This window comes from Acinetobacter sp. RF15B, assembly GCF_007558235.1.
In the GTDB taxonomy this organism is placed as follows: Bacteria; Pseudomonadota; Gammaproteobacteria; order Pseudomonadales; family Moraxellaceae; genus Acinetobacter; species Acinetobacter lwoffii_C.
In genome coordinates this window covers 216,554-232,487 of the sequence record NZ_VLSR01000005.1, presented here as the reverse complement: position 1 = coordinate 232,487, position 15,934 = coordinate 216,554, and the positions used below count along the sequence as shown (strand labels likewise).

Genomic DNA, 15,934 nt, shown 5'->3' with positions numbered 1-15,934 from the left:
ATCTTGAATTTTCTGCCAGATATCATCGGTAAGAAGAGTGCGTGCCATTGAAAATGTAGAAATAAAAATAACTCAAAGGAGGATTTTAAGTATTTAAAACCAATTCTTCAAATGAGGACACGCCCTAATCCAAAACAATCACTTTGCCATGAATTTAGTCCAGTGCAATTGACTCGAATAGAAAAATACCCAAATTTTGGGCAAAAAAAAGTAGCATTGCGACGGTTCAGCACATGCCACTTATTAACTGGGAAAGCACTTAAATAGGCTTTATTAGGGTTCAGGTGAAAATTTTTCCTTCAATATTGTTCCAAGTCTTCCAAAGACCAAGGCTAAAACAATTGCTGCGATCAGAAACATCCACACTGGAAATTCCATCATGATCTCCTCTGCTGGCGTTGGTGACTTCAATGTACCTGCTTATCAAAAAACCAGCAGGAAAATTGTCAGACAATTCACTCTTTCCCTCAATAAACAAGGAATCCTGTCTAACAAAAAGAGAGATTTGAGAAATATATATTTGTTTTAAATAGGTTTATAGAAAATAAAGCTGTACTAGTTGTCTAACAATTACAGCATTTTTGTAAGAACTTTTAAAGATTTCCACTGTTTTAGCGGCAATTGATCACACCAGATCAGCAAAGGGCGCGCCTTGGCATGCTGGAAATACACCACGATATAGACCTGATGATCAATCACATGACTAATCGTCACACGAGAGGTCTTTTTTACTGTGCTCAGTGACCATTCTCGCCCATCCAAATATTCCAACTGTTCAACCTGCGGAGTTTTACGGTAAAACAGATGATAAATGAGGACACCTAAAATACCACATACCCCCCATAGAAATAGAGGTAACAACTGGTAAAGCAGGAACATCAATACAGCAAAAATAAATAGCTGAAACGTCAGGGCGCACTTACTGCGTTTCAGCCTGAAACAACGATTATCCATGAACGTAGAATTTAAGTTTCAGGATAAAGTCTTTCAATTCAGGGCGTGGCGGTTCCGACACTTCCATAAACCAGTCCAGCAGATCCGGATCTTCCTGAGCAACCAGCTCAGCAAACATTTCTTTTTCAAAAGGTTCAGCGCTGAGATAGTAGTTTTTTACGTAGGGATCAAAATACACATCTAGCTCTTTTAAGCCACGACGTGCACGATAAATCACTTTGCGTTCTTCTAAGCTTATTTCATCAGTCATCGAGTTCCCCCAACCGGTTTCAAACCCGAATAGTTTACCTGAAGCAACCACTGAATTTCGAGGAATTTCATATAAATGACCAAAAGCATCAGGATATATCTGGGATTTGAGTCTTTTGCTCATTGCTGCCTATACCGGCTTGTCCTAATTTAGGGAAAAAGACACAAAATCAGGAAAAATAAGATGCAATCCACTGCGATCCGACCGCTTGCTGGCATGTTACCACGCCAATTATTCACTGCCGAACATGAGGCTTTTCGTGAGACGGTACGCAAATTCTATACACAGGAAGTCATTCCTTATACAGAAAAATATGAGCAGCAACAGCATGTTGACCGTGAGCTTTGGCTCAAGGCAGGTGCATTAGGCCTGCTCTGCTCGACCATGCCGGAAGAATATGGAGGTTCCGGTGTAGATCGTCTCTATAGCATGATCCTAATTGAAGAACAGGCCTATGCCGGTGATTCAGCCACCGGTTTTTCCCTACATTCCGATATCGTTGCCAACTATATTTTAAATTTTGGTAATGCCACCCAGAAACAACAATGGTTACCGAAAATGGCAACGGGTGAAACCATTACAGCCATTGCCATGACCGAACCCGGTACCGGCTCCGACTTGCAAGCAGTACGCACCACTGCTGTTCAGGATGGAGATGACTATATTATCAATGGCTCCAAAATCTTCATTACCAATGGCTATCTGTGTGATCTGGCAATTGTAGTGTGCAAAACGGGCAATAGCGACAAAGGCTCCGCCAATTTATCCCTTATTCTGGTAGAAGCAGAACGTGCAGGATTTAGCAAAGGCCAACCTTTAAATAAAATCGGGATGAAAGGCCAGGATACCTGTGAACTGTTCTTCGACGATGTCCGTGTGCCTAAAGAAAATCTGCTGGGCATGGAAGGTATGGGCTTCATTATGCTGATGAAAGAGCTGGCTTGGGAACGCCTGATTGTGGCGATTATCTGTCAGGCTGGTGCTGAAGCGGCTTTTGCACATACACTGCAATACACCAAGGAACGCCAGGCTTTTGGCAAACCCGTGGCAGCCTTTCAGAATACCCGCTTTAAACTGGCAGAGCTGCGTACTGAAATCGAAGTATGCCGTGCCTATCTGGATCGCTGTATGGAGTTACAGCTGAAAAATGAGTTAGGAGTTGACGCAGCAGCGGCAGCCAAATACAAAATCTCAGAAATGTACAGTAAGGTTGTAGATGAATGCCTGCAATTGCATGGTGGTTATGGTTATATGCTGGAATATCCAATTGCTAGAGCTTATCTCGATAACCGGGCTAATCGCATCTATGCAGGCACCAATGAAATCATGAAAGAGCTGATTGCCCGTTCGCTTTAATGTTTCATAATCTAAAAAGGGGTACCTCAAGTACTCCTTTTTATTTTACAGAGATTTTCAGGATACCAGTCGTGGCTTGCTCTGAACAGCAGTTACTTTGGTTTTAAATTTCAGCACACCATCTTTAAAAGAAGCCTGCTTCAGATCCTTGCGATCGGCCAGATAATTATTACTGACATGCCAAGGGGCATGTTTCCCCTGTTTTGGCATGACATCCGCCGCGCGGGCGATATAGCCCGAACTCAAGCTGCCCATGACCGTATCGTCCATCAATTCGCTAACATCCCCTTGAGCAACCACCTCATCATACCCCTTATGATCCATATGGTTCAGCAAACGGCAAATGTATTCTGCCGCAATATCCACCTTTAAGGTCCAGGAAGCATTGATATAACCAATAATTAAGGCCATATTCGGCACATCACTGACCATAATACCGCGATATAACATGTGCTGAGAGGTATTGAGAGGCTTGCCATCCAAAGTGGCCTGAATACCGCCTAAGATTTGAATATTTAAACCGGTGGCTGAAACGATGATATCTGCCTCCAAATGCTTGCCAGATTTCAGCAAAATACCCGTTTCGGTCAATTTTTCAATATGATCGGTTTCAACCGATGCATGACCTTCGCGTAGAATTTTAAATAGATCCCCATCAGGCACTACACATAAACGCTGATCCCATGGCTCATAGTTGGGGGTAAAGTGTTTCATGTCCACTTTGCCTTTGAGCTGGAATTTCACAGAATTCAGCAGCAGTTTTTTCAATAGTTTTGGCTGTTTCTGTGCCAGTGCATAAATTCCACGCTGCATACCGATATTTCGGGCACGGGTCAGCTTATAAGCCATCTCTTCGGGCAGATACTTACGCATTTTGGCATAGACCACATCGATAGAGGGTACCGAAGCGATATAAGTAGGTGAGCGTTGTAACATGGTTACATGCCCTGCTCCACCTTTTACCATCGCTGGAACAAGCGTAATCGCAGTTGCCCCACTTCCAATAATCACCACTTTTTTACCGCGATAGTCCAGGTTTTCCGGCCAGTGCTGAGGATGAATAAACTGTCCTTTAAAGGCCTGCTGATTCGGAAAATCCGGCTGGAAGCCTTGATCATAATTATAATAACCAGTACAGCCTAAAACAAAATTTGCAATCCAAGTCTGTGTTTTTCCTTCTGCATCTTCGATTTTTACTGACCATTTATGGCTGGCTGAATCATAATTGGCACTGATGACACGATGCTGATAATGAATTTTTGGTTCTAATTGAAATTCTGTCACCACTTCATTCAAATAGCCTTTAATAGAGGGTCCATCTGCCAATACGCTGGTTTTTTGCCAGGGTTTAAAATTAAAACCAAAAGTCGACATATCCGAATCTGAACGGATACCTGGATATTTAAATAAGTCCCAGGTCCCGCCAATACTTTCACGTCGTTCTATAATTTCAAATGAACGCTGCGGACAATGCTTGGACAAATGGGCGGCCAGCCCAATCCCAGAAATGCCTGCCCCTACAATCAGAATATCAACCTGCTTTTCCATATTATTTTTTTACCTATACGAGTATCTATTTTTATTAAATCACAAAACTGACAATACACAATGTCAAGTTTGGTTAAAAGCAATTTAATTCTTATCTTTTCAGGACAATCCTTCACAGAGTCCAGACAACCAAAATTAGAAATTTCAGGCATTAAAAAAGGCCAGTTTATACAACCGACCTTTTTTGAATAACGTACGCTACTCTACACGAAATTATTCAACTTCGCGATCTACTAGCTCAACGTAAGCCATCGGTGCAGCATCACCTGCACGGAAGCCCGCTTTAAGAACACGTAGATAACCGCCGTTACGTTCTTTGTAACGAGGGCCAAGAACGGTAAATAATTTACCCACAGTTGCAGCTGAACGAGTACGAGCAAATGCCAAACGACGGTTTGCTACTGTATCGACTTTAGCTAAAGTGATTAAAGGCTCAGCAACACGACGTAATTCTTTCGCTTTAGGCACAGTTGTTTTGATCAACTCGTGTTCAAACAAAGAGTTAGCCATGTTTTGGAACATCGCTTTACGATGACTGCTTGTACGGCCTAATTTCACACCACTATTACGATGACGCATGGTGAATAGTCCTACTTAATTAACGGCTACGATAGGCGAAACGATCGTCCATACGGAGGCTGGCTGGTGGCCAGTTCTCTAAACGCATGCCGAGTTGTAAGCCTTTAGAAGCCAGAACATCTTTGATCTCAGTAAGCGATTTTTTACCCAAGTTAGGAGTTTTAAGCAACTCAACTTCAGTACGCTGTACAAGATCACCAATGTAGTAAATGTTTTCTGCTTTCAAACAGTTAGCAGAACGAACAGTTAGCTCTAGATCATCTACTGGACGAAGCAAGATTGGATCAACTTCTTCACGAGGTTCTTGAGCCACAGGCGCTTGATCTTTCTGAAGGTCAACAAAGATTGCAATTTGTTGTTGCAAAATCGTCGCCGCTTTACGGATTGCTTCTTCAGGATCAACTGTACCGTTGGTTTCAAGATCAATGATCAGTTTGTCAAGGTCAGTACGTTGTTCTACACGAGCGTTTTCCACTGTATAAGACACACGTTTGATCGGGCTATAAGAAGCATCTAACTGTAAACGACCCACTGGGCGAGTTTCACCTTCCGGGAAGCGTGAGTCAGACGTTTCATAGCCACGGCCTTGGGCCACTTTTAGGCGCATTTTTAATGAGCCTGTAGCACTTAATGTACCAATCAAGTGTTCAGGGTTAACCACTTCAACATTATGAGGTAAACGAAGGTCAGCCGCAGTAACGTCGCCTGGACCTTGTTTCTCTAATGTTAAATAAGCTTCATTTTGATCGAACAGCTTAATAGACAATCCTTTTAGGTTCAGCAAGAGCTCGACGATGTCCTGCTGCAAGCCTTCCAAAGTACTGTACTCGTGCTCAACACCCTCAATTTCTACTTCCACCACAGCTGCGCCAGGTAAAGAAGAAAGAAGGATGCGACGTAAAGCATTACCAAGAGTATGACCAAAGCCACGCTCTAACGGTTCTAGAATAACTTTTGCCGAGGTCCCGCTTGCCGCTTCGACCTTGATCGCTTGCGGAGTTAGAAACTCATTTGCAGTACGCGTCATATTGCTACCTCAAGGATTATTTAGAATACAATTCTACAATCAAGCTTTCGTTGATTTCAGCAGGTAAATCAGAACGATCTGGAGCAGTTTTGAACGTACCTTCTAGTTTAGAATGATCTACTTCCATCCAAGAAGGAATACCACGTTGAGCAGCCAATTCAATTGCGTTTTTAATACGTAATTGTTGTTTAGCGCCTTCGTGAACTGCAATTACATCACCCGCTTTAACCTGGATAGACGCGATGTTTACGCGACGACCATTTAAAGTGATTGAGCGGTGTGATACCAGCTGACGAGCTTCTGCACGTGTAGAACCAAAACCCATGCGATAAACCACGTTATCCAGGCGGCTTTCAAGCAATTTCAACAGGTTTTCACCAGTTGCACCTTTAACACGAGCAGCTTCTTTATAGTAATTACTAAATTGACGCTCTAAAACACCGTACATGCGACGTACTTTTTGTTTTTCACGTAATTGTAGTGAGTACTCAGATTGTTTTGCACGGCTTTGACCATGTTGGCCAGGAGCTTTAGCATGTTTTTTAGTCTTAACGTCAAATGGTTTAACGCCAGATTTTAGTTGCAGGTCTGTCCCTTCGCGACGAGAGAGTTTGCATTTTGGACCAATATAACGAGCCATGAATGTTTCTCCTTACACGCGACGTTTTTTAGGTGGACGGCAACCGTTGTGAGGAATTGGAGTCACATCGGTAATGCTGTTAATTTTATAACCCACTGCACCTAATGCACGAACCGCAGACTCACGACCTGGACCAGGACCTTTTACAAGGACGTCCAAATTTTTCAAACCGTAATCTAAAGCAGCTTTACCAGCAACTTCAGCAGCTACCTGAGCAGCGAACGGAGTTGATTTACGTGATCCACGGAAGCCTTGTCCACCTGAGGTGGCCCAAGCCAGTGCATTACCTTGACGATCGGTAATAGTCACAATGGTGTTATTAAAAGAAGCGTGAATGTGTGCAACACCTTCAGAGACGGTACGGGTGACCTTCTTGCGTGCGCGAGTATCTTTAGCCATCTTTTAGCTTCCAGAAATCTTATTTCTTAATCGGTTTGCGCGGACCTTTACGGGTACGTGCGTTATTTTTGGTGTTTTGTCCACGGACAGGCAAGCTGCGACGATGACGAAGACCGCGGTAGCAGCCTAAATCCATTAAACGTTTAATGTTCATGGAAATTTCGCGACGTAAATCACCTTCGGTCGGAACCTTGGCAACTTCTGCACGAATCGCATCAAGCTGAGTGTCATCTAACTCACGGATCTTAGTAGTAGTTGGGATACCTGCAGCAGCTAAGATAGTCTTAGCAGTGTGGCGACCAATACCAAAGATATACGTTAGAGAGATAACAGCATGCTTGTTATCCGGAATGTTTACACCGGCAATACGAGCCATTCAATTTTCTCCAAAAAGGCAGTTAAGATAATCAACCGCCCCACAAAAATCTTGAGGGGCGGATAATAACCCAATTCGCCTACTGAAATCAACAGGTCTTGATCAGATTAACCTTGACGCTGCTTATGACGAGGTTCTGCGCTACAAATTACGCGGATAACCCCATTACGACGGATAACTTTACAGCTACCACAAATTTTCTTTACAGAAGCTTGTACTTTCATGATGAAACCTCTAAGTGCGCTTATCCCTTAGGATGAGCAGTCGTTTTTCTCATTAACGTTTGATTATCGTACTGGTGCGAGGTGAGATGTGCTTGCAGCTGAGCCATAAAGTCCATCACCACCACTACCACGATCAGCAACGATGTTCCACCCAAGCTAAATGGAATCCCAAAAGAGCTTTGCAGGATCATCGGCATTAAACAGATGACAGTGATGTAAATCGCGCCAATAAAGGTCAAACGACTGAGAATATGATCTAAGTAACGAGCAGTTTGCTCACCTGGACGTATACCAGGCACATAAGCTCCGCTGCGCTTCAAGTTCTCTGATACTTCTTTAGGACTAAATACCAGTGCTGTATAGAAGTAACAGAAAAAGATAATTAACGCACCAAAGAGCACCAAATACAACGGCTGACCAGGCGATAAAACCAATGCCAGATCTTGCAGACCACGCTTGATAATTCCTGCACTCGGATCCGAACTACCGACCCACTGCCCCAAGCTCGCTGGAAACAGAAGCAATGAACTGGCAAAAATTGCCGGAATCACACCTGCCATATTAATTTTTAATGGCAAATGAGTTTGCTGTGCAGTAAATACACGACGACCCTGCTGCTTTTGGGCATAGTTCACCGGAATACGACGTTGCGCCTTCTCGATAAATACAATTGCTGCAAGCACGGCAATAGATAACAATCCAAATATGGCAAGGCCAATCAGACTTGTCTGACCATTATCTACAGAAGTCAGAGACTGCATAACCAGGTTCGGCAATCCTGCAACAATACCTGCGAAGATGATCATGGAAATACCATTTCCCACCCCGCGCTCAGTAATCTGTTCACCCAGCCACATCAGGAACATGGTTCCCGCGACCAGAGAAGTTACTGCAGGAACATAAAAAGCCAGACCAGAAGTCAGGGTAATTCCCTGGCTGATCAGGCCTGCACACATACCGATCGCTTGCACCAGTGCAAGGAACAGTGTGCCCTGTCGTGTATATTGATTAATCTTACGTTTGCCCTGCTCACCTTCTTTTTTCAAAGCTTCGAGCTGAGGAACCACCGAGGACATTAACTGCACGATAATAGATGCAGAAATGTAAGGCATGATTCCGAGTGCAAGAATAGACATCCGCTCTAATGCACCACCCGAAAACATGTTAAACAAACCAAGGATCGTGCCCTGGTTTGCATTAAACAGATTTTCAAGTGCAGCATTATTAATGCCTGGTACTGGAATATGCGCTCCTAGTCGAAATACCAACAACGCACCAATGAGAAACATCATTCGACGAATAATTTCACGATATTTCACATGAAATGGTTGGCCTTTCATCATGTTGACATGACCTGAAGAACTAGGAGTCATAGACACTGGGGATTACTCCTCGACTTTACCGCCAGCAGCTTCAACAGCAGCTTTAGCGCCTTTAGTCACAGCAACACCTTGTAAAGTGAATGCGCGAGTAATTTCACCAGAAAGTACGATACGAGCACGAGTCATGTCTTTACGTACAACGTTCGCAGCTTTTAAAGTTTCAAGAGACACGATGTCACCTTCAACTTTAGTCAGCTCAGATAGACGTACTTCAGCAGTTTTCAAAGCCAATTGGCTAGTGAAACCGAATTTAGGTAAACGACGATAAAGTGCAGTTTGACCACCTTCGAAACCTGGACGGACGCCGCCGCTCTTACGTGAGTTTTGACCTTTGATACCACGACCACCAGTCTTGCCAACGCCAGAACCGATACCACGGCCTATGCGACGAGCTTCACGCTTCGCACCTTCTGCAGGTGCAAGTTCATTTAAACGCAGAGTCATGGCTTATTCCTCTACACTAACCATATAGTAGACTTGGTTGATCATACCACGGTTAGAAGGTGTATCTAACACTTCTACAGTATGACCAATACGACGCAGACCTAAACCTTTCAGGCTCAGCTTGTGATTTTTCAAGCGATGCGATGCAGATTTAGTCTGGGTAACTTTAATCGTTTTCATGATTGATTACCCTTGAATTTGTTCTACTGACAGACCACGTTTCGCAGCAACCTTCTCAGGAGTAGTCATATCACGCAAACCATTGAAAGTTGCGTTTACTACGTTAGCAGCGTTAGTAGAACCACGGCATTTAGTTAATACGTCACGTACACCAACAGCTTCTAAAACTGCACGCATAGCGCCACCAGCAATTACACCAGTACCTTCAGAGGCAGGCTGCATGAATACACGACTAGCGCCATGACGAGCATGAATTGGGTGTTGTAACGTACCATCAACAAGATCAACGGTAATCATGTTACGACGTGCAGCTTCAAGTGCTTTAGAGATAGCAGCTGGAACTTCACGTGCCTTACCACGACCAAAACCTACGCGACCATTCCCATCACCCACTACAGTCAATGCGGTGAAAGAGAAGATACGACCACCCTTAACAACTTTGGCTACACGATCAACGGCAACCAGCTTTTCAACAAGACCTTCGTTTTGTTCAACTTTAGCCATGATTAGAACTCCAAGCCGTTTTCACGGGCAGCATCAGCCAAGGCTTTGATACGACCATGATATTTGAAACCAGAACGGTCAAATGCAACTTTAGTAACACCAGCTGCTTTAGCGCGCTCTGCGATTAAAGCACCTACTTTCTGAGCTGCTTCAACGTTACCAGTTGTACCCGCACGTAAAGTAGCATCTAAAGTAGAAGCTTGCGCTAATACTTTGCCACCATCTGCCGAGATAACTTGAGCATAGATGTGACGCGGAGTGCGGTTTACACACAAACGAGTCGCACCCAATGCACGGATGTGCAAGCGTGTGCTTTTCGCACGACGCAAACGGGATTGTTTCTTTTCGTTCATAAGAACCTCGCGCCTTATTTCTTCTTAGCTTCTTTACGAAGTACAACTTCGTCAGAATAACGAACACCTTTACCTTTATATGGCTCTGGTGGACGGTAACCACGGATATCTGCAGCAACTTGACCTAAAGCTGCTTTATCAGCAGATTTCAGAACAATTTCAGTTGCAGTTGGAGTTTCAGCAGTTACACCTTCAGGAAGCGTATAGTCGATCGGGTGTGAGAAACCAAGGTTAAGGTTAACAATGTTACCTTTAACCGCAGCTTTATAACCAACACCGATAAGTTGTAACTTACGTTCGAAACCTTCGCTCACACCTTTTACAAGGTTGTTAAGCACAGCGCGAGCAGTACCAGCTTGCATCCAAGCGTCTTTCGACTCAGCTTTAGGAGCAATTTGAAGTTGACCTTCTTCCTGTTTAAGCTCGACCAGCGCATGCAGGTTGAAAGACAATGTACCTTTGCTGCCTTTCACTTCGACCTGCCGGCCGTTCTGAGTAACTGTTACACCGTTAGGGACAGTTACTGGGGCTTTAGCCACACGAGACATGAGGAATCACCTATTAAGAAACAAAAGCAATAACTTCACCACCAACGCCTGCAGCACGTGCAGCGCGATCAGTCATGATGCCTTTGCTTGTAGAAACAATTGCAATACCTAAACCTTGCTTAACGCTTGGAAGTGCATCTTTACCGCGATACTGACGTAGACCAGGACGGCTTACGCGTTTCACAGTTTCGATAACTGGTTTGCCTTCAAAATATTTTAAAGTCAAAGTAAGAGTTGCTTTGCCTTCAACATCCGCAACTTCTACATTTGAAATATAACCTTCTTGTTGAAGTACGTTAGCAATCGCAACTTTCAACTTAGAATTAGGCATAGAAACTGTTTGTTTCTTTGCCATTTGTGCGTTACGAACACGTGTTAGCATGTCGGCAACGGTATCTTGCATACTCATTTATAGTGCTCCTTACCAGCTTGCCTTAACAACGCCCGGTACATCACCTTGCATTACTGTGTCACGTAACTTGTTACGGCTTAAGCCGAACTTACGGAAGTAACCATGAGGACGACCAGTTAAACCACAACGGTTACGTAGACGTACTGGAGACGCATTACGTGGTAATGCTTGTAACTTCATCATCGCATCGAAACGTTCTTCATCTGATGCATTTACGTTTGCAATTACAGCTTTTAATTCAGCACGTTTTGCAGCGTATTTAGCAACAGTAGCTTCGCGTTTCAACTCGCGATTAATCATACTTTTCTTAGCCATATCGACCTCTTATTTGAACGGGAAGCCGAATGCACGCATAAGCGCACGGCCTTCGTCATCGGTGCGAGCAGTCGTAGTAATGGTAATGTCCATACCACGAATACGGTCAATCTTGTCAAAATCGACTTCAGGGAACATGATCTGTTCCTTAAGACCCATTGAGTAGTTACCACGACCATCAAATGATTTCGCAGAGAAACCACGGAAGTCACGGATACGAGGGATCGCAATCGAGATTAGACGGTCTAAGAATTCGTACATACGTTCGCCGCGTAAAGTAACTTTACAACCGATCGGCCAACCATCACGGATTTTAAAACCAGCAATTGATTTACGAGCTAACGTAAGTACTGGTTTTTGACCAGAGATAGCTTGCATATCAGAAAGAGCACCATCAAGGAGTTTTTTGTCAGCAGCTGCTGCACCAACACCCATGTTGATCGTGATTTTAGTGATGCGAGGAATCTCCATCACATTCTTAAGACCCAATGTTTCTTGTAACTGAGCTTTAAGTTCGTCGTTGTAACGTGTTTTAAGTCTGGCCATTGCCTATTTCAACCTATTACTTCGCTACCGCCACTGATTCACCATTTGATTTATAAACGCGAGTTTTCACGCCATCAATCACTTGGTAACCAACACGGTCAGCCTTTTGGGTTGTAGCATTAAAAATTGCCACATTTGAAATATGAAGCGAAGCTTCCTGAGTTACGATGCCGCCTTCAGCGCCAGTAACACGGTTCGGCTTTTGATGCTTCTTAACCAAGTTAAGGCCTTCAACCTTAACACGGTCATTAGAAACCGACAGAACAGTCCCCTGTTTGCCTTTCTCTTTACCTGCGATCACAATTACTTGATCGCCTTTTTTAATCTTCGCCATGATCGCCTCTTATAGAACTTCAGGAGCCAATGAAATAATTTTCATGAACTGTTCAGTACGAAGTTCACGAGTCACTGGTCCGAAAATACGAGTTGCAATCGGCGCTTTGTTGTTGTTCAAAATAACAGCAGCGTTATCGTCAAAACGAATCACTGAACCGTCTGGACGACGGATGCCGAATTTAGTACGAACAACCACTGCATTCATCACGTCACCTTTTTTAACACGTGCGCGTGGAATTGCTTCTTTTACAGTAACTTTAATAATGTCGCCAACAGAAGCATAACGACGATGTGAACCACCAAGTACTTTAATACATTGTACGCGGCGAGCACCACTGTTGTCTGCTACGTCGAGCATAGTTTCGGTCTGAATCATTGCCCTACTCCAAAACCGAGCATCACCGGTCACAATTTCGAAAGGCTCAAAGAGTACTCGAAATTAACCGATGATGCAACAAGAACGTTAATTACTCAGTAGCTGCTTCAACAACTTCAACTAAAGTCCAAGACTTAGTTTTAGACATTGGGCGGCTTTCTTTAATGGTTACAACATCACCAAGCTTGGCAGTATTGTTCTCATCATGAGCATGTAATTTTGTTGAACGGCGGATTAATTTGCCATACAACGGGTGTTGAACGCGGCGTTCGATCAGTACAACGATAGACTTGTCCATCTTGTCGCTCACAACCTTGCCGGTTAACGTGCGGACTGTATTTTCACTCATTGTCCGTTCCCCTGTTTTTCGGTAAGTAGGGTCTTGATACGAGCAACAGTCTTGCGAGTCAATGCAACTTCGTGCGATTTACCCAATTGACCAGTTGCTTTCGCCATACGAAGACGGAATTGGTTAAGCTGTTGCTCATCAAGCAAAGCTGTCAACTCTTCTACCGACTTTTCACGTAGATCTTTAGTTTTCATTACATTACCGTCCGAGTCACGATAGTGGTTTTAAACGGAAGTTTAGCTGCAGCAAGCTTGAATGCTTCTGTTGCCAACTCTTCGTTCACACCATCAATTTCGTACAAGACTTTACCTGGTTTGATTTGACAAACCCAGTATTCCACAGAACCTTTACCTTTACCCATACGCACTTCAAGTGGTTTAGAAGTAATCGGCTTGTCCGGGAAAACACGGATAAAGATCTTACCACCACGTTTAATACGACGGCTGATTGTACGACGTGCTGCTTCAATTTGACGCGCAGTCATTTGACCACGTTCAACTGATTTAAGCGCAATAGTACCAAAAGATACTGAGCTACCGCGGTGCGCTAGACCAGTGTTACGGCCTTTTTGCACCTTACGGAATTTAGTACGTTTAGGTTGCAACATGGATTATTCTCCTTTTTCAGCAGAACGATCATTGCGACGACCACGACGCTCTTGACCTTCACCACGACCGCGACCGCGTTTAGCTTGACGCTCTTCAGCTGGAGCCGGGTTCATGACTTGTTTCATGCCGCCCAAGATCTCACCACGGAAGATCCAAACTTTAACACCAATCGTACCGTAAGTAGTCTCAGCGCGCATAGTTGCGTAGTCGATATCAGCACGAAGCGTATGTAGAGGTACACGACCTTCACGATACCATTCAGTACGAGCAATCTCAGCACCACCTAAACGGCCTGAAACTTCTACTTTGATACCTTTAGCACCAGCACGCATCGTGTTTTGAACCGCACGCTTCATAGCACGACGGAACATTACACGTTTTTCTAATTGAGAAGCGATTGCTTCAGCAACCAGACGCGCGTCTAAGTCTGGACGATCGATTTCGTTGATGCTTACTTGCGCAGGAACACCCATGATAGATGTTAATTCGCGTTGTAATTTCTCAATGTCTTCGCCTTTTTTACCGATCACTATACCAGGACGAGCAGTGCTAATTGTTACTTTAGCAGCGCCTGTAGGGCGTTCGATAAGAATATTGCTGATCATTGCATTCTTAAGTTTTTTAGTTAAAAACTCACGAACCTGCAAATCTTTAAGCAAGTATTCAGCGTATTGTTTCGGATTCGCATACCAGTTAGCGTTATGACGTTTCACAACACCTAGGCGGATACCGATTGGATGAACCTTCTGACCCATATCAAACCCCTACCTTAACGGTGATGTGACAAGTACGCTTAGTAATACGATCTGCACGACCTTTAGCACGTGGCATAATACGTTTCAGGCTCATGCCTTCATCAACGTAGATCGTAGAAACTTTAAGATCGTCTACATCTAAACTGTTATTGTGTTCAGCGTTTGCAATTGCAGATTCCAACGCTTTCTTAACCAGAACTGCAGCTTTTTTGTTGCTGAAGTTAAGAATGTTAAGAGCGTGCGCAACAGATTTGCCGCGGATAAGATCTGCAACCAAACGAGCTTTTTGTGCCGAGATAGCGGCACCGCGTAATTTAGCAGTTACTTCCATCATAGCACCTATTAACGTTTAGATTTCTTGTCAACACCGTGACCACGGTAGGTACGAGTCGGTGCAAATTCACCAAGCTTGTGACCAACCATATGCTCAGATACGATTACCGGAACATGGTTACGACCATTGTGAACAGAAATTGTTAAACCAACAAAATCCGGGAGGATCATCGAACGACGCGACCAAGTTTTGATCGGCTTACGGTTATTCGCCGCGATAGCCGCTTCAACCTTAGCGAACAAGTGCGCATCGACGAATGGGCCTTTTTTCAGAGAACGAGGCATTGTCAGATTCCTTTACTTGTTACTTAACGCGACGGTCGCGAATAATCATCTTAGTCGTACGCTTATTGGTACGTGTCTTGTACCCTTTAGCTTTTTGACCCCATGGGCTTACAGGTTGAATACCCTTGTTACGCCCTTCACCACCACCATGTGGGTGATCTACCGGGTTCATCGCCATACCACGAACGGTAGGACGAACACCACGCCAGCGTGATGCACCAGCTTTACCCAGTGAACGAAGGTTGCTTTCTGAGTTAGATACTTCACCTAACACAGCGCGGCATTCAACGTGTACTTTACGCATTTCGCCTGAACGAAGACGAATAATTGCGTAAGAACCGTCACGACCCAACAACTGAGCAGACGTACCAGCAGAACGTACTAATTGTGCGCCCTTACCGATTTTAAGCTCGATGTTGTGAAGAGTAGAACCGATCGGCATGTTGCGAAGTGGCAAACAGTTACCTGGACGAATTGGAGCATCGTTACCAGACTGAACTGCATCACCAGCACGCAGACCTTTAGGTGCGATGATGTAGCGACGTTCACCGTCAGCATACTTCAGCAACGCAAGGTGCGCAGTACGGTTTGGATCGTATTCAATACGCTCAACTACAGCAGGAATGCCGTCTTTGTTACGTTTAAAGTCTACGATACGGTAGTGTTGTTTATGACCGCCACCAACGTGACGAGTCGTAATGTGACCGTTGTTATTACGGCCGCCAGTACGCTTTTTAGCTTCAACTAATGGAGCGTACGGAGCACCTTTGTGAAGATGGTCGTGAACGACTTTCTCTACAAAGCGACGTCCTGGAGACGTTGGCTTACATTTTTGAATCGGCATAATTTTCGTCC

The 15,934-nt window shown here is 44.2% G+C and carries 27 protein-coding genes and 1 pseudogene; 1 reads left to right on the top strand and 27 read right to left on the bottom strand.

Going from position 1 to position 15,934, the window contains the following annotated elements; genetic code table 11:
• Positions 1–570: 570 nt before the first annotated feature.
• Complete coding sequence (locus E2K74_RS06070) at positions 571–954, bottom strand: hypothetical protein (RefSeq protein ID WP_151206739.1); 384 nt, start codon at positions 952–954, stop codon at positions 571–573.
• Positions 947–1,204 carry a succinate dehydrogenase assembly factor 2 gene (locus tag E2K74_RS06065; protein WP_151206744.1) on the bottom strand — a complete coding sequence of 86 codons (258 nt, stop codon included), beginning with the start codon at positions 1,202–1,204 and terminating at the stop codon, positions 947–949. The genes E2K74_RS06070 and E2K74_RS06065 overlap by 8 nt, the downstream gene beginning before the upstream one ends.
• A gap of 183 nt (positions 1,205–1,387) precedes the next feature.
• Here E2K74_RS06065 and E2K74_RS06060 point away from each other — a divergent pair, with 183 nt between their 5' ends.
• Positions 1,388–2,560, top strand: coding sequence for an acyl-CoA dehydrogenase family protein (locus tag E2K74_RS06060; RefSeq protein WP_151206738.1), 1,173 nt, complete (start codon positions 1,388–1,390; stop codon positions 2,558–2,560).
• A 57-nt stretch (positions 2,561–2,617) separates the two neighbouring features.
• Here E2K74_RS06060 and E2K74_RS06055 read toward each other — a convergent pair whose 3' ends face one another.
• The 25 genes and pseudogenes from E2K74_RS06055 to rplB form a co-directional block, all read right to left on the bottom strand.
• A complete protein-coding gene (locus E2K74_RS06055; RefSeq protein WP_151206737.1) occupies positions 2,618–4,108 on the bottom strand; it encodes a flavin-containing monooxygenase in 1,491 nt (496 codons plus the stop codon).
• Positions 4,109–4,321: 213 nt separating this feature from the next.
• Positions 4,322–4,687, bottom strand: a complete 366-nt coding sequence (rplQ, locus tag E2K74_RS06050) for a 50S ribosomal protein L17 (RefSeq protein WP_151203973.1) — start codon at positions 4,685–4,687, stop codon at positions 4,322–4,324.
• A 19-nt stretch (positions 4,688–4,706) separates the two neighbouring features.
• Positions 4,707–5,714, bottom strand: a complete 1,008-nt coding sequence (locus E2K74_RS06045) for a DNA-directed RNA polymerase subunit alpha (protein WP_151203974.1) — start codon at positions 5,712–5,714, stop codon at positions 4,707–4,709.
• A 16-nt stretch (positions 5,715–5,730) separates the two neighbouring features.
• Positions 5,731–6,354 (bottom strand): 30S ribosomal protein S4, encoded by a 624-nt coding sequence (gene rpsD, locus E2K74_RS06040; protein WP_151203975.1) that lies wholly within the window; start codon positions 6,352–6,354, stop codon positions 5,731–5,733.
• Between the two features lie 12 nt (positions 6,355–6,366).
• On the bottom strand, positions 6,367–6,753 hold the full coding sequence (gene rpsK, locus E2K74_RS06035; RefSeq protein WP_004281491.1) for a 30S ribosomal protein S11: 387 nt from the start codon (positions 6,751–6,753) through the stop codon (positions 6,367–6,369).
• Between the two features lie 19 nt (positions 6,754–6,772).
• The gene (gene rpsM, locus E2K74_RS06030) at positions 6,773–7,129 is read right to left on the bottom strand and encodes a 30S ribosomal protein S13 (protein WP_151203976.1); all 357 of its coding nucleotides are present in this window, start codon (positions 7,127–7,129) and stop codon (positions 6,773–6,775) included.
• Positions 7,130–7,236: 107 nt separating this feature from the next.
• Positions 7,237–7,353: a 50S ribosomal protein L36 gene (gene rpmJ / locus E2K74_RS06025; RefSeq protein ID WP_000867907.1), complete on the bottom strand. Its 117-nt coding sequence runs from the start codon at positions 7,351–7,353 to the stop codon at positions 7,237–7,239.
• Between the two features lie 20 nt (positions 7,354–7,373).
• The gene (secY, locus tag E2K74_RS06020; protein ID WP_171478806.1) at positions 7,374–8,693 is read right to left on the bottom strand and encodes a preprotein translocase subunit SecY; all 1,320 of its coding nucleotides are present in this window, start codon (positions 8,691–8,693) and stop codon (positions 7,374–7,376) included.
• Positions 8,694–8,738: 45 nt separating this feature from the next.
• On the bottom strand, positions 8,739–9,179 hold the full coding sequence (rplO, locus tag E2K74_RS06015; RefSeq protein WP_151203977.1) for a 50S ribosomal protein L15: 441 nt from the start codon (positions 9,177–9,179) through the stop codon (positions 8,739–8,741).
• A gap of 3 nt (positions 9,180–9,182) precedes the next feature.
• The gene (gene rpmD / locus E2K74_RS06010) at positions 9,183–9,359 is read right to left on the bottom strand and encodes a 50S ribosomal protein L30 (RefSeq protein ID WP_004809788.1); all 177 of its coding nucleotides are present in this window, start codon (positions 9,357–9,359) and stop codon (positions 9,183–9,185) included.
• 6 nt (positions 9,360–9,365) lie between these two features.
• Positions 9,366–9,863 carry a 30S ribosomal protein S5 gene (rpsE, locus tag E2K74_RS06005; RefSeq protein ID WP_151203978.1) on the bottom strand — a complete coding sequence of 166 codons (498 nt, stop codon included), beginning with the start codon at positions 9,861–9,863 and terminating at the stop codon, positions 9,366–9,368.
• A 2-nt stretch (positions 9,864–9,865) separates the two neighbouring features.
• Positions 9,866–10,216 carry a 50S ribosomal protein L18 gene (gene rplR, locus E2K74_RS06000; RefSeq protein WP_004281497.1) on the bottom strand — a complete coding sequence of 117 codons (351 nt, stop codon included), beginning with the start codon at positions 10,214–10,216 and terminating at the stop codon, positions 9,866–9,868.
• Positions 10,217–10,230: 14 nt separating this feature from the next.
• The gene (gene rplF, locus E2K74_RS05995) at positions 10,231–10,764 is read right to left on the bottom strand and encodes a 50S ribosomal protein L6 (protein WP_151203979.1); all 534 of its coding nucleotides are present in this window, start codon (positions 10,762–10,764) and stop codon (positions 10,231–10,233) included.
• 13 nt (positions 10,765–10,777) lie between these two features.
• Positions 10,778–11,173: a 30S ribosomal protein S8 gene (rpsH, locus tag E2K74_RS05990; RefSeq protein WP_151203980.1), complete on the bottom strand. Its 396-nt coding sequence runs from the start codon at positions 11,171–11,173 to the stop codon at positions 10,778–10,780.
• A 12-nt stretch (positions 11,174–11,185) separates the two neighbouring features.
• Positions 11,186–11,491, bottom strand: coding sequence for a 30S ribosomal protein S14 (gene rpsN, locus E2K74_RS05985; protein WP_151203981.1), 306 nt, complete (start codon positions 11,489–11,491; stop codon positions 11,186–11,188).
• A gap of 9 nt (positions 11,492–11,500) precedes the next feature.
• Positions 11,501–12,037, bottom strand: a complete 537-nt coding sequence (rplE, locus tag E2K74_RS05980; protein ID WP_151203982.1) for a 50S ribosomal protein L5 — start codon at positions 12,035–12,037, stop codon at positions 11,501–11,503.
• A gap of 16 nt (positions 12,038–12,053) precedes the next feature.
• On the bottom strand, positions 12,054–12,371 hold the full coding sequence (gene rplX, locus E2K74_RS05975) for a 50S ribosomal protein L24 (protein ID WP_151203983.1): 318 nt from the start codon (positions 12,369–12,371) through the stop codon (positions 12,054–12,056).
• A 9-nt stretch (positions 12,372–12,380) separates the two neighbouring features.
• Positions 12,381–12,749, bottom strand: a complete 369-nt coding sequence (gene rplN / locus E2K74_RS05970) for a 50S ribosomal protein L14 (protein WP_001982634.1) — start codon at positions 12,747–12,749, stop codon at positions 12,381–12,383.
• Between the two features lie 91 nt (positions 12,750–12,840).
• Positions 12,841–13,098 (bottom strand): 30S ribosomal protein S17, encoded by a 258-nt coding sequence (rpsQ, locus tag E2K74_RS05965; protein WP_151206736.1) that lies wholly within the window; start codon positions 13,096–13,098, stop codon positions 12,841–12,843.
• Complete coding sequence (rpmC, locus tag E2K74_RS05960; RefSeq protein WP_151203985.1) at positions 13,095–13,292, bottom strand: 50S ribosomal protein L29; 198 nt, start codon at positions 13,290–13,292, stop codon at positions 13,095–13,097. The genes rpsQ and rpmC overlap by 4 nt, the downstream gene beginning before the upstream one ends.
• Positions 13,292–13,705, bottom strand: a complete 414-nt coding sequence (rplP, locus tag E2K74_RS05955; RefSeq protein WP_151203986.1) for a 50S ribosomal protein L16 — start codon at positions 13,703–13,705, stop codon at positions 13,292–13,294. Before rplP ends, rpmC begins: the two co-directional genes overlap by 1 nt.
• Positions 13,645–14,461 (bottom strand): annotated as a pseudogene (gene rpsC, locus E2K74_RS05950) (30S ribosomal protein S3). Before rpsC ends, rplP begins: the two are co-directional and overlap by 61 nt.
• A 1-nt stretch (position 14,462) precedes the next feature.
• The gene (gene rplV, locus E2K74_RS05945; protein ID WP_001982638.1) at positions 14,463–14,792 is read right to left on the bottom strand and encodes a 50S ribosomal protein L22; all 330 of its coding nucleotides are present in this window, start codon (positions 14,790–14,792) and stop codon (positions 14,463–14,465) included.
• A gap of 11 nt (positions 14,793–14,803) precedes the next feature.
• Complete coding sequence (gene rpsS, locus E2K74_RS05940; RefSeq protein WP_004281508.1) at positions 14,804–15,079, bottom strand: 30S ribosomal protein S19; 276 nt, start codon at positions 15,077–15,079, stop codon at positions 14,804–14,806.
• A 19-nt stretch (positions 15,080–15,098) separates the two neighbouring features.
• Positions 15,099–15,923 (bottom strand): 50S ribosomal protein L2, encoded by an 825-nt coding sequence (gene rplB, locus E2K74_RS05935; protein WP_151203988.1) that lies wholly within the window; start codon positions 15,921–15,923, stop codon positions 15,099–15,101.
• Between the last annotated feature and the right edge of the window lie 11 nt (positions 15,924–15,934).

Bases quoted from the DNA above. Each gene is read 5' to 3' on its own strand.
- rplV (WP_001982638.1), bottom strand. From the start codon at position 14,792: ATGGAAGTAACTGCTAAATTACGCGGTGCCGCTATCTCGGCACAAAAA.
- rpsH (WP_151203980.1), bottom strand. From the start codon at position 11,173: ATGAGTATGCAAGATACCGTTGCCGACATGCTAACACGTGTTCGTAAC.
- rpsD (WP_151203975.1), bottom strand. From the start codon at position 6,354: ATGGCTCGTTATATTGGTCCAAAATGCAAACTCTCTCGTCGCGAAGGG.
- rplF (WP_151203979.1), bottom strand. From the start codon at position 10,764: ATGTCTCGTGTGGCTAAAGCCCCAGTAACTGTCCCTAACGGTGTAACA.
- rpmJ (WP_000867907.1), bottom strand. From the start codon at position 7,353: ATGAAAGTACAAGCTTCTGTAAAGAAAATTTGTGGTAGCTGTAAAGTT.
- rpsM (WP_151203976.1), bottom strand. From the start codon at position 7,129: ATGGCTCGTATTGCCGGTGTAAACATTCCGGATAACAAGCATGCTGTT.
- rpmD (WP_004809788.1), bottom strand. From the start codon at position 9,359: ATGAAAACGATTAAAGTTACCCAGACTAAATCTGCATCGCATCGCTTG.
- rpsE (WP_151203978.1), bottom strand. From the start codon at position 9,863: ATGGCTAAAGTTGAACAAAACGAAGGTCTTGTTGAAAAGCTGGTTGCC.
- rplO (WP_151203977.1), bottom strand. From the start codon at position 9,179: ATGACTCTGCGTTTAAATGAACTTGCACCTGCAGAAGGTGCGAAGCGT.
- rplX (WP_151203983.1), bottom strand. From the start codon at position 12,371: ATGGCGAAGATTAAAAAAGGCGATCAAGTAATTGTGATCGCAGGTAAA.
- E2K74_RS06055 (WP_151206737.1), bottom strand. From the start codon at position 4,108: ATGGAAAAGCAGGTTGATATTCTGATTGTAGGGGCAGGCATTTCTGGG.
- rplR (WP_004281497.1), bottom strand. From the start codon at position 10,216: ATGAACGAAAAGAAACAATCCCGTTTGCGTCGTGCGAAAAGCACACGC.
- E2K74_RS06070 (WP_151206739.1), bottom strand. From the start codon at position 954: ATGGATAATCGTTGTTTCAGGCTGAAACGCAGTAAGTGCGCCCTGACG.
- rplN (WP_001982634.1), bottom strand. From the start codon at position 12,749: ATGATTCAGACCGAAACTATGCTCGACGTAGCAGACAACAGTGGTGCT.
- rpsQ (WP_151206736.1), bottom strand. From the start codon at position 13,098: ATGAGTGAAAATACAGTCCGCACGTTAACCGGCAAGGTTGTGAGCGAC.
- rplQ (WP_151203973.1), bottom strand. From the start codon at position 4,687: ATGCGTCATCGTAATAGTGGTGTGAAATTAGGCCGTACAAGCAGTCAT.
- rpsS (WP_004281508.1), bottom strand. From the start codon at position 15,079: ATGCCTCGTTCTCTGAAAAAAGGCCCATTCGTCGATGCGCACTTGTTC.
- E2K74_RS06045 (WP_151203974.1), bottom strand. From the start codon at position 5,714: ATGACGCGTACTGCAAATGAGTTTCTAACTCCGCAAGCGATCAAGGTC.
- rpmC (WP_151203985.1), bottom strand. From the start codon at position 13,292: ATGAAAACTAAAGATCTACGTGAAAAGTCGGTAGAAGAGTTGACAGCT.
- rpsK (WP_004281491.1), bottom strand. From the start codon at position 6,753: ATGGCTAAAGATACTCGCGCACGCAAGAAGGTCACCCGTACCGTCTCT.
- E2K74_RS06060 (WP_151206738.1), top strand. From the start codon at position 1,388: ATGCAATCCACTGCGATCCGACCGCTTGCTGGCATGTTACCACGCCAA.
- rpsN (WP_151203981.1), bottom strand. From the start codon at position 11,491: ATGGCTAAGAAAAGTATGATTAATCGCGAGTTGAAACGCGAAGCTACT.
- rplB (WP_151203988.1), bottom strand. From the start codon at position 15,923: ATGCCGATTCAAAAATGTAAGCCAACGTCTCCAGGACGTCGCTTTGTA.
- E2K74_RS06065 (WP_151206744.1), bottom strand. From the start codon at position 1,204: ATGACTGATGAAATAAGCTTAGAAGAACGCAAAGTGATTTATCGTGCA.
- rplP (WP_151203986.1), bottom strand. From the start codon at position 13,705: ATGTTGCAACCTAAACGTACTAAATTCCGTAAGGTGCAAAAAGGCCGT.
- rplE (WP_151203982.1), bottom strand. From the start codon at position 12,037: ATGGCCAGACTTAAAACACGTTACAACGACGAACTTAAAGCTCAGTTA.
- secY (WP_171478806.1), bottom strand. From the start codon at position 8,693: ATGAAAGGCCAACCATTTCATGTGAAATATCGTGAAATTATTCGTCGA.